At 32.1% G+C, this 15,635-nt stretch carries 13 protein-coding genes and 1 tRNA gene; 11 read left to right on the top strand and 3 right to left on the bottom strand.

The window, feature by feature from the left end; translation table 11 throughout:
• The first annotated feature begins 200 nt into the window (after positions 1-200).
• The 5 genes from nifJ to IPK06_03545 all read left to right on the top strand — a co-directional run bounded on the left by nifJ (position 201) and on the right by IPK06_03545 (position 8,248).
• The gene (nifJ, locus tag IPK06_03565; GenBank protein MBK7979087.1) at positions 201-3,770 is read left to right on the top strand and encodes a pyruvate:ferredoxin (flavodoxin) oxidoreductase; all 3,570 of its coding nucleotides are present in this window, start codon (positions 201-203) and stop codon (positions 3,768-3,770) included.
• Positions 3,771-3,831: 61 nt separating this feature from the next.
• Positions 3,832-4,833 (top strand): dihydroorotate dehydrogenase-like protein, encoded by a 1,002-nt coding sequence (locus tag IPK06_03560; protein ID MBK7979086.1) that lies wholly within the window; start codon positions 3,832-3,834, stop codon positions 4,831-4,833.
• A 135-nt stretch (positions 4,834-4,968) separates the two neighbouring features.
• Positions 4,969-5,946, top strand: coding sequence for a hypothetical protein (locus tag IPK06_03555; GenBank protein ID MBK7979085.1), 978 nt, complete (start codon positions 4,969-4,971; stop codon positions 5,944-5,946).
• 7 nt (positions 5,947-5,953) lie between these two features.
• Positions 5,954-7,066, top strand: coding sequence for a carboxylate-amine ligase (locus tag IPK06_03550; GenBank protein ID MBK7979084.1), 1,113 nt, complete (start codon positions 5,954-5,956; stop codon positions 7,064-7,066).
• A 3-nt stretch (positions 7,067-7,069) separates the two neighbouring features.
• Positions 7,070-8,248, top strand: a complete 1,179-nt coding sequence (locus IPK06_03545; protein MBK7979083.1) for a hypothetical protein — start codon at positions 7,070-7,072, stop codon at positions 8,246-8,248.
• 29 nt (positions 8,249-8,277) lie between these two features.
• Here the strand turns inward: IPK06_03545 and IPK06_03540 are convergent, their stop codons facing one another.
• On the bottom strand, positions 8,278-9,099 hold the full coding sequence (locus IPK06_03540; protein ID MBK7979082.1) for a M48 family metalloprotease: 822 nt from the start codon (positions 9,097-9,099) through the stop codon (positions 8,278-8,280).
• 1 nt (position 9,100) lies between these two features.
• Complete coding sequence (locus IPK06_03535) at positions 9,101-9,598, bottom strand: hypothetical protein (GenBank protein ID MBK7979081.1); 498 nt, start codon at positions 9,596-9,598, stop codon at positions 9,101-9,103.
• 232 nt (positions 9,599-9,830) lie between these two features.
• Between IPK06_03535 and IPK06_03530 the strand changes: the two genes are divergently transcribed.
• The 5 genes from IPK06_03530 (at position 9,831) to IPK06_03510 (ending at position 14,995) form a co-directional block, all read left to right on the top strand.
• Entirely contained in the window at positions 9,831-10,205 is a 375-nt protein-coding gene (locus IPK06_03530) for a hypothetical protein (GenBank protein ID MBK7979080.1), read from the top strand.
• Between the two features lie 11 nt (positions 10,206-10,216).
• On the top strand, positions 10,217-11,953 hold the full coding sequence (locus IPK06_03525; protein ID MBK7979079.1) for a hypothetical protein: 1,737 nt from the start codon (positions 10,217-10,219) through the stop codon (positions 11,951-11,953).
• Between the two features lie 14 nt (positions 11,954-11,967).
• Positions 11,968-12,486: a GTP-binding protein gene (locus IPK06_03520; protein ID MBK7979078.1), complete on the top strand. Its 519-nt coding sequence runs from the start codon at positions 11,968-11,970 to the stop codon at positions 12,484-12,486.
• 2 nt (positions 12,487-12,488) lie between these two features.
• Entirely contained in the window at positions 12,489-13,853 is a 1,365-nt protein-coding gene (locus IPK06_03515; GenBank protein ID MBK7979077.1) for a sigma-54-dependent Fis family transcriptional regulator, read from the top strand.
• A gap of 416 nt (positions 13,854-14,269) precedes the next feature.
• Positions 14,270-14,995: a HAMP domain-containing histidine kinase gene (locus tag IPK06_03510; protein MBK7979076.1), complete on the top strand. Its 726-nt coding sequence runs from the start codon at positions 14,270-14,272 to the stop codon at positions 14,993-14,995.
• A gap of 10 nt (positions 14,996-15,005) precedes the next feature.
• Here IPK06_03510 and IPK06_03505 read toward each other — a convergent pair.
• Positions 15,006-15,089, bottom strand: a tRNA-Leu gene (locus tag IPK06_03505).
• A 249-nt stretch (positions 15,090-15,338) separates the two neighbouring features.
• Here IPK06_03505 and IPK06_03500 point away from each other — a divergent pair.
• Positions 15,339-15,635, top strand: a complete 297-nt coding sequence (locus IPK06_03500; protein ID MBK7979075.1) for a hypothetical protein — start codon at positions 15,339-15,341, stop codon at positions 15,633-15,635.

The raw sequence follows: 15,635 nt of genomic DNA, 5'->3' as shown, positions 1-15,635 counted from the left end.
CAAGAATAAATCAAATAATTATAGATTCTTAAAAATAAGAGTATATGAAATCCTTTTCTAAAAATTAAGAGATAAATTGCACCGCATTACTGATTTTGCTTAAAATTGACTAAAAATTAGTATTAAAAACTGGCATAATTTTAGAATTGAAAACTCGAATTTCGTTTTATATTATAAAATAATAATAGATAAGGGATAAAATGGAAAGAATGAAAATAACAATAGACGGCAATGAAGCCGCTGCTTATGTAGCTTATCATAACAGCGAAGTAATTGCAATTTATCCAATTACTCCGTCATCCGGAATGGGAGAAATGTCGGATGCTTGGGCGGCACAAGGTAAAAAGAATATTTGGGGAACAATACCAAATGTTTCTGAATTACAAAGTGAAGGCGGCGCTGCCGGTGCAGTTCACGGATCGCTTCAAACCGGCGCTTTAACAACTACTTTTACAGCCTCGCAAGGTCTTTTACTTATGATTCCGAATATGTATAAAATCGCAGGCGAACTTACATCAACGGTATTTCATGTTTCCGCCAGATCAATCGCTGCTTCCGCTTTGTCAATTTTTGGAGATCACAGCGACGTAATGGCAACAAGACAAACCGGTTGGGCTTTATTGGCTTCAAGTTCAATTCAAGAAATTATGGATTTGGCAGCCGTAGCTCACAGAGCAACTTTAGAATCAAGAATTCCATTTATCCATTTTTTTGATGGGTTTAGATCTTCACATGAAGTTAACAAAATTGAGCAATTGTCTCTAGAAGATTTAAAATCAATGATAGATGATAAATTGGTTCGTGAACATAGAAAAAGAGCTCTTTCACCCGATAACCCGTTTATTCGCGGAACAGCGCAAAATCCCGATGTTTATTTCCAAGGCAGAGAAGCAGTTAATAAATATTATGATGTTTGTCCAGATGCGGTTCAAAGCGCTATGGACAAATTTGCAGAATTGACAGGACGCCAGTACCATTTATTTGATTATTTTGGCGCGCCGGATGCTAAAAGAATTATTATTATGATGGGATCTGGAAGTGAAGCAGCGTTAGAAGCTATTGAATATATGACTTCAAGAATGGAAGAAAAGATAGGTGTTCTTAAAGTTAGACTTTACAGACCATTCTCAATTGATAAATTTATTGAAGCAATTCCAAATACAGTTGAAAAAATTGCCGTATTAGACAGAACAAAAGAACCAGGTTCAATTGGCGAACCGCTTTACTTAGACGTTGTTTCGGCATTGATCGAAAATATGAATTCGTCAAATCCAAAATTCGTTAAATTGCCTAAAGTAGTCGGCGGACGTTACGGATTATCATCAAAAGAATTTACACCCGCAATGGTTAAAGGAATTTTTGATGAATTGAAAAAAGATAATCCTAAAAACCATTTTACAATTGGTATTAAAGATGATGTATCATTTACAAGTTTAGATTATGATCCAAACTTCATAACCGAAGGCGAAGACGTTGTTCGCGCACTGTTTTATGGTTTAGGTGCAGATGGTACTGTAGGAGCAAATAAAAATTCAATCAAGATAATTGGTGAAGAAACAAATAATTATGCACAAGGTTATTTTGTTTACGATTCAAAAAAATCAGGTTCAACAACCGTTTCACATTTGAGATTTGGGAAAAAAGAAATTCATTCTACATACTTAATTCAAACGGCCAACTTTATCGGAGTTCATCAGTTTAATTTGCTGGAAAACTTTGACGTTTTAGAAAATATTGTAGACGGCGGGACATTCTTATTAAATAGTCCTTATTCAAAAGATGAAATTTGGAATAAACTTCCTCAGAAAGTACAAAAGCAAATAATAGATAAAAAACTTAATCTATATGTAATTGACGGTTACAGTGTTGCAAAAGATACAGGCATGGGAGCAAGAATCAACACTATCATGCAGACATGCTTCTTTGCAATTTCCGGTGTATTGCCCAAAGATGAAGCAATTGCTCAAATTAAAAATGCTATAAAGAAAACATACGGCGGAAAAGGTGAAATTGTTGTTAAGAAAAACTTTGAAGCTGTTGATAGCACATTAGAACATTTGCACAAAATTGAAATACCTGCTGAAGTTACAAGCAGCATAATTTTACCTCCAATTGTTTCAGAAAAAGCACCTGCATACGTTCAAGAAACATTGGCAATGATGATGAAAGGAAAAGGAGATTTAATTCCTGTAAGTCAGATGCCGCTTGACGGAACTTTTCCATCAGCAACAACACAATGGGAAAAACGAAATATTGCTTTGGAAGTGCCCGAATGGGATCCTGAAGTTTGTATTCAATGCAACAAATGTGCTATGGTTTGTCCACACGCAACGATAAGAATTAAAGTTTATGATAAGGAAATTACAAACAGCGCTCCGGAAACATATAAATGGACCGAAGCTCGTGGTAAAGAATATGACGGCATGGCATATACAATTCAAGTTGCTGTAGAAGATTGTACTGGCTGCGCTTTATGTGTTGATATTTGCCCGGCTAAAAACAAACGCGAGACGGGTAAAAAAGCTATTAATATGGTTCCACAAATTCCTTTGCGTGAAAAAGAAAGAACCAATTATAATTATTTTTTGGATATTCCAGAATTCGATAGAACAAAATTAAATGTCGGTTCAATAAAAGGCAGTCAATTATTGCAACCTCTGTTTGAATATTCGGGAGCATGCTCAGGATGCGGAGAAACTCCTTATGTTAAATTGGTTTCACAATTATTTGGTGATAGAACCGTTATAGCAAACGCGACCGGATGTTCTTCAATTTACGGCGGAAATCTTCCTACAACTCCATGGGCTGTAAATCGTGAAGGAAAAGGACCGGCTTGGTCAAATTCACTTTTTGAAGATAATGCCGAATTTGGATTTGGTATGCGTTTATCAATCGATAAGCAAAAAGAGTTTGCTGAAGAACTATTAAAAAGTATGGAATCGCAATTAGGTTCTGAATTTGTAAACTCAATTATAAACGCTGAACAAAAGTCCGAAGCTGACATATACGAACAGCGTGAAAGAGTAGCGGAGCTAAAAGAAAAACTTAAAAATATTAATTCCGATGCGGCTCAAAATTTATTAATGTTAGCAGATTACCTGGTTAAAAAATCTGTATGGATTATGGGCGGCGACGGCTGGGCATATGATATTGGCTACGGCGGTTTAGATCATGTAATTGCTCAGGGAAAGAACGTTAATATTTTAGTTTTGGATACAGAAGTTTATTCAAACACCGGTGGACAAATGTCTAAAGCTACCGGTTTAGGAGCCGTTGCAAAATTTGCCGCAGCCGGAAGACCGAATCCTAAAAAAGATCTGGGAATGATGGCTATGGGATATGGAAATGTTTACGTTGCTCAAATTGCAATGGGTGCAAACGACGCACAAACATTAAAAGCTATTCTTGAAGCAGAAGCTTATGAAGGTCCATCTATTATAATTGCTTACAGTCACTGTATTGCGCATGGATACGATCTTGCAAAAGGAATGGAACATCAGCAGTTGGCGGTAGACAGCGGACACTGGCCATTATACAGATATAATCCTGAAAATACTAAAGAAGGAAAAAATCCGCTTAAACTTGATTCAAAAGCTCCAAAAATTAAGTTGGCAGATTTTATTTATACTGAAACAAGATATAAAATGCTGCAGAAAATTGATCCGGAAAGATCAAAGTATTTACTTGGTCTTGCTCAAGCAGAAGTCGATCAGAAATGGAAACATTATGAACAGCTTGCTGCAATGGATTATTCAAACTTGAATAAATAGTTTTAACGGCTGCCATCATGTGGCAGCTTAAATTAAAGTTTTAATAAATATTGGAGAAAAAATGGATCTAACAACAAAATACATGGGTTTAAAATTAAAAAATCCAATTGTTCCTTCTGCATCGCCGTTATCTCAAACAGTTGATTCGGTTAAAGCAATGGAAGACGCCGGAGCAGCTGCAGTTGTAGTTTATTCTTTGTTTGAAGAACAAATTAATCATGAATCTGGCGAATTGGATCATTATTTAAATTATGGAACTGAAAGTTTTGCCGAAGCTACTTCTTATTATCCTGAACAAGAAGATTTTAAAATGGGACCTTATGAATATCTTGATCATATCGCAAATTTAAAGAAAGCAACCGATATTCCTATTATTGGAAGTTTGAATGGAGTAAGCAGCGGCGGCTGGGTTAAATATGCTAAAAATATTGAACAAGCAGGTGCCGACGCAATTGAATTGAATGTTTATTATATTCCGACTAACGTTAATCTGACCGGATCAGAAATTGAGAATATGTACGCTGATACTTTAAAATCTGTAAAGGAACAAATTAAAATTCCGGTCGCGATTAAATTAAGTCCCTTCTTTACCTCAATGTCGAATATGGCAAGAAGATTGGACAACGCCGGAGCTGACGCTCTTGTAATGTTCAACAGATTTTATCAGCCTGATTTTGATTTGGAAAAATTAGAAGTTGTTCCAAACTTGGTTTTAAGTACAAATTGGGAAATGAGACTTCCGCTAAGATGGATTGCAATATTATACAGCAATATTAAAGCAAATATGGCAGCAACAAGCGGTATTCATACTTATAAGGATGTCTTAAAAGTTATGATGGCAGGCGGCGATGTTGCTATGATGTGTTCTGAATTATTGATGAACGGTGTTGGCAGAATTTCCGAAATGTTGGCTCAGATCAAAGTTTGGATGGAAGAAAACGAATATGAATCTATCGAAATGATGAAAGGAAGCATGAGTCAGAAGGCAGTAAATGAGCCTGCGGCATTTGAAAGAGCTAACTATATGAAAGCACTACAATCTTATAGGACAAACCTCGTTTGATTTTTGAACGAAATCTTTTAAAAAAGCCATCCTTTGTGATGGCTTTTTTATTTTAAATTATGTTTTTGTGATTTTACTTAATTATATTTGCTCAAATATGAAAAACTAAAATCATTAAATCATTTGGGCAACGCTATGAAAAAAATTGGAATTCTATTTGTTCAAGAAAATACTTTTCCTCAAGCATTTGTAGATAGAGTAAATTCAAAAAAAGTGAAAGGAATAACGGCTGAATTAGCAAAAATTAATGTTGTTGAGCAAGGCAAAGCTACTCAATATGATGTGTTAATTGATAGAATTTCGCAGGACATTCCGTTTTACAGAGCATACTTGAAGAATGCTGCCTTATGCGGAACGGCTGTAATAAATAATCCGTTTTGGTGGAGTGCGGACGATAAATTTTTTAATAACGCAGTTGCAACCAAAATTGGCGTTAATGTACCCAAAACTGTAATTTTACCATCAAATCAACATCCGCCTGATACTAACGCAAATTCAATGAGAAATTTGGCTTATCCGTTAGACTGGAATTATATTTTCGATTACGTAGGTTTTCCGGCTTTCTTCAAGCCGTTTGCCGGTGGAGGATGGAAAAACGTGTACAATCCAAAAGATATTAATGAATTTTTTAGGGATTACCATGATACAGGAACTTTAGTAATGCTGCTTCAAGAAGCCATTGATTTCACAGAGTATTTCAGATGTTATTGCTTGGATAGAAGAGACGTTAGAATTATGCAGTACGATCCGAAACAACCGCATCATTTAAGATATGTTAAAGACCCCAAACCTGTTGAAGAAAAACTATTAAAAACAATTGAAGAAGATGTGTTAAAAATAAATAATGCTCTCGGCTATGACTTTAATACCGTTGAATTTGCGGTAAGAGACGGAATTCCTTATGCAATAGATTTTGGAAATCCGGCGCCTGACGCTGATATAAATTCAGTTGGTGAAGAAAACTTTGAATGGGTTGTTGAAGCAGCCGCAAATATGGCAATAAGGAAAGCAAAAAATCATATAAAAGGTAAAAATAATTTAACTTGGGGAGATTTTGTAACTTCTTTTACCGCAAATGAAAAACTAAACACTAATAAAAAGAAAAATAATTGAGGCACATATGTTGTCTGATAAAACTTTTACGTTAGGAATTGAAGAAGAATTTCAGATAGTTGACCCTGAAACCAGAGAATTACGTTCCAGGATTGAGCAGATTTTAAGAGGCGGAACAATGCATCTTAGAGAAAAAATCAAAGCTGAACTTCATCAATCTGTTGTTGAAACAGGTTCTAAGATTTGTACAAATGTAAAAGAAGCACGACTTGAAGTTGTGCATTTACGATCTCAGCTCGCCGAACTTGCCGAAAAAGAAGGACTAAAAATTGCGGCTTCTGGAACTCATCCTTTTTCCAAGTGGGAAGATCAAGAAATTACCGACCAGCCGAGATATGCGGGCGTTGTTCAAGATATGCAGCAAGTTGCGAGAGCAAACTTAATATTTGGGCTTCACGTTCATATTGGAATTGATGATAAGGAATTGGCAATTCATATAATGAACGCGGCTCGTTATTTTCTTCCGCACATTTTTGCTTTATCAACAAATTCACCTTTCTGGAAGGGAAGAAATACTGGGTTAAAATCATACCGAGCAAAAATATTTGATAGATTTCCGCGTACAGGTATTCCGGATTATTTCGCAAGTCACGGCGAATTTCAATCATTTGTTAATATGCTTATTAAAACAAATTGTATTGAAGACGCAAGTAAAATTTGGTGGGATATTCGTCCTCATCCCAAATACCCGACTTTGGAATTTAGAGTGTGCGATTTACCAATGACTGTTGATGAAACTGTTGCATTGGCAGCACTTTGTCAAGCTGTTGTTGCAAAATTATATAAACTTATAAAGCAGAATTTAGGATTTAGACTTTATAGAAGATTGTACATTAATGAAAATAAATGGCGAGCAAGCCGCTACGGAATTAGCGGAAAGCTTATCGATTTCGGCAAGCAGGTAGAAGTTGAAACACCATTGTTAATTGAAGAACTTTTAGAATTTATTGACGATGTTGTAGATGTTTTAGAAAGTAGAGAGGAAGTAAATTATGTAAGAGAAATTATAAAAAACGGAACGGGTGCCGATAAACAGATTTCCGTTTTCGAAAAAACTCAAAACTTAAATTCCGTCGTTGATTATATCATTTCTGAAACTTATAAGGGACTTAGCTATTAAAAGATGATTGCCGAAATTAGAGATAAATATAATTCACTCTTTGATGAAAATAATTATTCCGAGTTCATCAAAAATATAAATCTTGAAACTAACAATAGATTAGATTTTAGAATTTCTGAAACGCCTTTGTTTTTAAATGAAAGTTTATGCAATAAATTGATACAAGCGGGAGATGAAATTTTAAGCCAAATAAAAACAAATGAATTTTTAACAAAATCAAAAAATGCCGTTCCCGAAAAATATTTTGTCCCAAATGAAGATTTACATCCGGTTTTTCTACAGCTTGATTTTGGTATTATAAAAGATAGTAATGGCGAATTTATTCCTCAGCTTATTGAGCTGCAGGGTTTTCCGTCATTGTATGCGTATCAAATATTCCTTGATCAAAAAGTTAGAGAGCATTTTTTTATACCTGATAATTTCACGACATACTTTAATTCTTTCGACTTTAATTCATACCTTGAAATGTTCAAAAAAACTTTAGTTGGTAATTCGGATCCAGAAAACGTAATTTTATTGGAAATAGAACCTGACAAGCAAAAAACGCGCATAGATTTTTATTTAACTGAAAAGTATACAAACGTACAATCTGTTTGCATTACAGAAATTATTAAAAAGGGGAACAAGCTTTATTATAAAAAAAACGGAAACGAGATTCCGATAGAAAGAATTTATAACCGCGTAATTTTTGACGAATTAGAAAAAAAGAATTTAGTCTTTAATTTTGATTTTAGAGATGATTTAAATATAAAATGGGTTGGACACCCGAATTGGTTTTATAGAATCAGTAAATTTAGTTTACCGGAAATAAACAGCAAATATTCACCGCAAAGTTTTTATCTGAATGAGCTTGATTATTTTCCACTAGATTTGGAAAATTATGTATTAAAACCATTGTTCTCATTTGCGGGATCCGGTGTTATTATTGATATTTCAAAAGAAATTTTGGATTCTATAAAAGATAGACATAATTATATAATCCAGAAAAAAGTTGATTATTTTCCGCTTATTAAAACACCGCAGGGAAATGCAAAAGCAGAAATAAGGATGATGTATGTCTGGAATGATAAACCGATTCTCGTTAATAACCTTTTACGAACAAGCAAAGGTAAAATGATGGGTGTGGATTTTAATAAAAACCAAACTTGGATTGGCTCAAATACTGTTTATCATTCACTTTAAATCTTTATTATAATTTGAATATCTAGAAACTATTCTGCCAATTTGCCTGGTATTCCATTTGGGAATAATCTTTTTATTTCAGCGTCTATTTGAGAAATTCGATTTTCCGGATTAGGATGAGTGTTGAAAAATTCAGATTGACTTCCTCCACCTGAAGCTTCTTCAAGTATTTTCATAACTCCAATAAGTGCATTGGGGTTATAACCGGATTGCGACATAAAATTGACTCCAATTTTGTCGGATTCAAGTTCATCATCTCGTCCGTATTTCATATTCACAAGTTGACCAATATACGCCGCAGCTTGAGCAGAATTGCTTGAAGGATCACTTGCTAATAAAACTCCGTTCAGAATTCCTTCAGTTAAATTTGATTTAGCCATTTGCTGTGCTGAATGTCTTGCAACAACGTGACCAATTTCATGACCTAAAACTCCGGCTAACTGCGCCTCAGTTTTTAATCTTCCGAAAAGCGCGGCAGTTATAAAAATTTGACCGCCAGGTAATGCGAAAGCGTTAACGGTTTGTCTGTCATTCAGTAAGTGAAAATCAAATTGATATTCCGTTTCGGAAGCTTTAGTACTTCTTACTAATTTATTGCCAATTTGATCAACTAAATCTTGGTATTGCTGATTTGGATAAAGTCCGCCGTATTGCTCAATCATTTGAGGTGCCGCTTGCAATCCTAACGCAATTTCTTGCCTAGGAGTCATTCCAATGTATTGATCTTCACCTGTTACCGGATTGTACTCTTTAGAACTTAAGAAAGAAATGAGTGAAAACCCAATAACTACTAAGGCGATTAAAAGTCTTGATTTTCCAAAACTTCTTGTACTTCCAGTACCTCCAATCATTTTAATCTCCGATAACTATTTCTATTGGTTCGAATTCTTCTACTTCTAAAAGTTCATAAACTCCGCCGGCAATTGCGCCGAATAAAACATGAGTAAGCACAAAAGGCCAGCTGCGCATCACGAAAAACCATGGAAAAAAATAACTTAGTGAATAAAAATTAATTAAATAAATTGCCAAACCGAATAACGCTCCGCCTATAATTCCAGTAATTAAACCGTATTTATGTAAAACAAATGCTATTAAAATTGTATATAGTTCGGATAAGACTAAGTTTGTAATTATACACATTATCAACGCGGGTAAATTATATGTAGCCGGTGGCGCTAAAATAATTTGCCCGAAAAATATTGAGGAAAATAATCTTATAATCACCCACATATTTCCACCGAGTAAAATCGGTACAAGAAAAATATTAAGAAATAAAAATACAAAACCCGCAATTAATCCGGACCAAAGTGCCGCTCTCCAATCCATAATTTGTTTCATTTTTTTATTCATATTTATCTCATAAATTTTGTTCAAAATTAAAAACAAAAACACAGAATTCCAAAGTTGATGATCGGTTAATTTATTAATTTTTCTCAATTTATTTTAGTTAAGCAATCTTTATTTTAATTTTTACGATTGAAAGATTTTATTTTTTTATTCAAAAATTTAAATACGGTTAAAATTTATTAAATTTCCATACTTAATTTTTTATTTTTATTAAAAATAGTTTACAAGGAAGGTTATGAAAAAAACAGAAAATGAAAAACCAAATACTCTTGGCGGATTGAAACAAATTCGTGAGATCATTTTTGGCGAGTATTTGGATAATTTGCAAAATCAAATAAATCAGCTTAGAGATGAAAATAAAAATCTTAAACAGCAAGTGAGCCTACACGATAAAAATTTAGAAAAAGCTTCCTCTCAGATAAGTGATTTATTTTCGAAAAGTAAAAATTCTGATACCAATATTCAAAAGTCAAGTGAAGAACTTGATAAAATTAAAACGGAATTAGAAAGCAAAATTAAGGAATTGAAATTGACTAAGATAGATAAAAACCAAATAGGTCAAGTATTTATTGAATGGGGTATGAAAGTAAAACAAGAAGAAGGTCAGTAGGTATTTAAAATATGGTTTTAGACGAAGAAAAATCATTTGAAGTTTTAAGGGAAATTTTTCTTTCCGAAAACAATCAAAAACTTGAAGATCTTGAAAAGGAATTTAAAGATTTTAGGTTTTTGATCAATGATACCGAATATCAAATTTCAACTTTGTACCCAATTATTGATAAGATTATTGATAGAAAGATCATTCATTCAAAATCTGAGCTGACTCAATCAATTTCACCAATATTGGGTCCAGCAATAAAGAATCAAATTGCCGAATCAAAAGATGAAATTATTGACGCTTTATTTCCCATAATTGGAGAAATTATAAAAAAAGCTGTTGCAGAAAAGGTTAAAGAAGTATACCAGTCTTTAAATGCAAAAATTGAAGCAACTCTTCAAAAGGGAATATTTTCGAAATTAATTAAATCTAAAATTTCCGGAGTTTCTGCGAATGATTTGATTTTGCAAGAAGCTTTTCCGTTTGCATTAAAGGAAATATTTTTAATTCACGAAAAAAGCGGAATTTTGATTTCTCACATTTCTGCTTCTGAATCAAACAAATCTCTCGATGCGGATTTGATCAGCGGTATGTTGACAGCTATTAAAAATTTTGTGTCGGAATCATTTGTTAATGAAAGCGGGAATCAAAATTTATACGAAATCCAATATGGAGAGTCCAAAATTATTTTGGAAAGAGGAAGATATTCTTACTTAGCGGCTGTAATTTTAGGACAGGAACCGGTTAATTTTAGAGAAAATTTAACCGATGTAAATAATGATATTCACAAAAACTTTTATAAAAAATTGAGAGACTTTGATGGTGAAATAAATAAATTGGAAAATATTGACTCACCAATAAAAGATCTTTTTGCTACTGCAAATAAAAACGAAATTGTGAAAAGTGAAACTAAAAACCCGCCTTTATTGTTATACGCATTCGGATTGCTGCTTGCGATAGTTTTGATAATAATTGGGGTTTTCACCATTCCGAATTATATTAGCGAAAAAATGATTTCAAATAAAGTTGAAGAAAAACTGGAAATATTTAATAGCGCGGATATTAAAAATCTAACATGGAAAGTAGAAGATAATGCAATATTATTGGATGGAACAGTTGCATCAATTTTGATAAAAAATAAAATTGACAGTGTAATTTCTACTATTCCGGAGATAAAAAAAGTAGATAGTAAATTGGGAATAATTCTTCCTATTATTGAAGAAAATGAAATTGCGAAAAATATCCGTAATCTATTGACGGAGCTTTCATCAAATTCTAATAGGGACATAAAGTTTTCCATCGATAAAGATAAAGTTACGATTTGGGGAAACGTTATTTCAAAAGATGAAAAGTTAATATTAGGAAACAAAATTTCAGAAATAGCCGGTGTGAGGATTTTAATAAATAATTTAGATGTTATATTACTAAGTGATTCAGAATCATTAAAATTATTAAACAATTTAAAATTAAATTATGAATTTAACGAAACACCAATTAACAATGAACATTTAAAAGAGTTATATCCTATTTTACCATTTCTTGTAAGAAATAATAATTTGAATTTTAATGTCATTGGAATATCCGATAACTCGGGTGATAAAATTATTAATGATATCAAAACAAAAGAACGAATTGAAAATCTTTTAAATTTTTTGTCATCTGTTGGTATAAATAAAAAAAGAATAAGTATTACATTTGCGGAGAACAATAACAGCGGCAGAAGAATTGAATTTAAGGTGAACGCACAGAGGGAATTTTGACGGTACAAGTAAATATAAAAAAGAAGATTTGCCTTCTTGGTTCTTATGGTGTTGGAAAAACCTCTCTTGTTCAAAGATTTGTGTATAATAAATTTGATGAAAAATATCTTTCTACTATCGGCGTAAACATAAGTAGAAAAACAATTCAATTAAATGAAAGTGAAATCAGTGATTTTGTTAAAAATATTGATTTATTTATTTGGGATATTGCCAACATTGAAAAATTTGATTCTGTGGCAAAAAGTTATTTAAATGGCGCTCATGGCGCTATAATAGTTTCCGATATAAGCAGACCCAATACAATAAACCAATGCATTGAACAAGCAAATAATTTTTTGGAACTTAATCCAAAAGCAAAAATTGTATTTATTGGAAACAAACTTGATTTGGCGGAAAACGTTATTTTTGATAAGGAAAAATATCATTTAAACTTCAAATCCTTTAAGACAAACGTTGAATTTGTAAGCGCAAAAACCGGAAAAAATGTTGAAGAAATATTCAATATACTTGGGGAAAAATTAGCTGAGGAATAAGTTTGAAACAAATTTTAGAACAGTTAATTCAAGAAAAAAATATTGCTTATGCAATTTATGACGATAAATTAAATTTGTATGAAATAAGTAGTAATCTTCAAAAGATGCTAAATTTAAATGAAGTTAAATTTGAAGATTCACTTTTTGATACTTTTCCGGAATTCTTCGGGTCTGAGAAAGAAATTTATAATGTCCAATCTGGTAAAAGCCAAAAATTACTTTTAGAAAAAATAAATAGAAAATCACGAAACAACGGAATAAATTATTTTGATTTTGCGATTTTAAAGCTAAAGGGAAAAAATAATTTTCTGCTTTTGATAGTTAATGATTCAACAAAGGAATCAACTCTCCTGCAAAAAATAAATCAACAGCAAAACGAAATTAAAATTCTAAAAGAATCTTTTAACAATTTAAAGAAAGATTCTATTGAAAATATATTGGGAAATTCCAAACAAATTAATTCCGTGAAAAATTTCATCAGAAAAGTCGCTTCGGTAAGAGAAACATCAATACTTTTAACGGGTGAAAGCGGAACGGGAAAAACTTTAATTGCTAGAGCAATCCATAATCTCACTCTAAATGATGAAGCGCCCTTTGTTGAAATAAACTGTGCCACAATTCCGGACGCACTATTGGAATCGGAAATTTTCGGTCATGTTAAAGGAGCGTTTACAAATGCATTGGAAAACAAAAAGGGATTATTAGAAGAAGCAAATGGAGGAACTCTGTTTTTAGATGAAATAGGGGAATTGCCTATTTCACTTCAGCCAAAATTGCTTACTTTTTTAGAAACAAAAAAGTACAGAGCTGTTGGGTCAACCAAAGAAAACCAAGTAAATGTAAGAATTATAACCGCTACCAACAGAGATCTTAAAAAAGCCGTAAATGACAAAGAATTTAGGGAAGATCTGTTTTATAGAATAAATGTTGTAAATTTGGAAATTCCGCCGCTTAGGGAAAGAGAAAATGATATTTTAATACTTGCGGATCACTTTATAAAAAACTTCTCAAATGAATTCTGTAAAAACAATTTGTATTTATCAAAAGATGCAGAGGACAAATTATTGCAACACAGTTGGCCGGGAAATATAAGAGAATTAAAAAATGTAATTGAAAGAACTTTGATATTTTGTGAAAAATCCGAAATAGAATACGACGATATTGTACTTTTCGAAAATACAAAAATTAAAAAAGTTAACAATGAATGTAATATTCCCGATTACGGAATTTCTTTAGAGGAAATAGAAAAAAAATATTTGGAAAACGCATTAACTTTGGCAAATGGAAACCAATCAAAAGCCGCAAAATTACTAAACATAACTTTAGATACATTTCGATATAGAATTAAGAAATTCAATATTTCTTAATTACAAATCTTATAATTATTTCATTCAGTGAATTGACCAATATTTGGTTCAGTGATTTGGTCATTTCACCAAACTTCAATTCCTTTTATAGAAAAATGTCAAAAATAAAGCAAAATTCGAACATAATATTCGAAAAAATTTTGGCATTCTAATTGAATCTAATAATATGATTTATTGAAAAATGTGACTGTAACCTCTTGGAGAACTCCCCCTTTTCTTCAACTGTAAAAGTCACTATATAGGGAATTAGGAAACTAGTTCCCTATAACTTTAGGAGAAAGTAGTGGAAAATTTATTGAATTCAATCAAATATTTAACGTTAATAGGAGTATTGTATTTTATAAGCAGTTCGATGCAGTATTTTTTTCAGCAATAATTTTAACTTCAAAGCTCGTATAAAAGAGTAAGGATACATAATGAATTCTAATAATGAAATTATTGAAGAATTAAAACATTTTGATCAAGCAACTGCAAAGGTTCTATCAATAATCTCGCACGAAATAAGAGGTTCATTTAATATTATAAATGGAATTAGCAATCTTATATTAAGGGATAATATAATTAAGGATCCCGATGTAAGAGAATTAATTCATTTAATTCAATCTACATCGAGCAAAAGCTTTGATCTTTTGGATAACTTGTTGCACCTTTCCAATCTAGAAACCATAAATTTTAAATCCGAGAAACGAAATGTAAATATTAAAAATATCATCACGGATGTTATAGAGTTCTATAAATTTCAAATAAATCAAAAGAAGCTTTCAATTATTTTAGATTTGGATAACAACACCGAAGTTAGCCTAAATGAAAATATGATGATATTTATATTTAGAAATTTGCTTTCAAATGCCATTAAATTTTCGAATGTTAAGGGTGTTATTGAAATTTCATATAAGTGGAATAACGATGATATAGAAATAATATTTACAGATTTCGGCGTAGGAATGAACAAGAAAAAAATTAATGAATTAAAAGAAAATATTCACAATGTAAGTTTCAGCGGAACAATAGGTGAAAAAGGTACCGGTATTGGATTAAACTTATGCCAGTATTTTATTAAACAGTACAATGGTAGTTTGGAAATACAAAGCAGCTTAGGAAAGGGAAGTATAATAAAAGTAATACTTCCGGTGAATTTTTAGATAAATTTTGTACCGAAGGCCGGACTCGAACCGGCACCTAGTTGCCTAGACTAGATTTTGAGTCTAGCGCGTCTACCAATTTCGCCACTTCGGCTAAAAATGAGATGTAAATTTAATAAAGTTGAACACTTCTTACAACTATAATTAAATATTTTATTTTCTATAAAATAAATTTAATATCCGCACTTTTTACAAGACCAAGTTATTATCAATAGTCAACCACTTCAATTTTATTATTTGAATAAATTCGACTAAAAAGAACTTGAATAATTTATAAAATTATTATTATTTTTAATTAGATATAAAGCTCCACTTACTTCAATAACAAATTGAGGAAATTTAAATGTACGCAAGAATGACTACTTTTTACCTAAATGTAAAATCTTTGGATAAAGCCTCAAAAGTTTATCAAGAGAGCATAATTCCTGCGGCAAAGAACCAGCCGGGTTTTGTTAAAGCTTTTTTCTTAACCAACAGTAATGCCGGAAAATTTATCGCTATTACTATTTGGGATAACATTGAACATGCTTTAGCTAATCAGAAATCAGGCTATTATCAAACTCAAATAGATAAGTTTAATGATTTTATGATTGGTGATCCTGAAATTGAAGGATTTTCAGTCGGAGCAATGTCTTTATAA

This window comes from Ignavibacteriota bacterium, assembly GCA_016713565.1.
Lineage (GTDB): Bacteria > Bacteroidota > Ignavibacteria > Ignavibacteriales > Melioribacteraceae.
The sequence above is the reverse complement of the archived record's forward strand: the minus strand, read 5'-3'. Positions and strand labels throughout refer to the sequence as shown.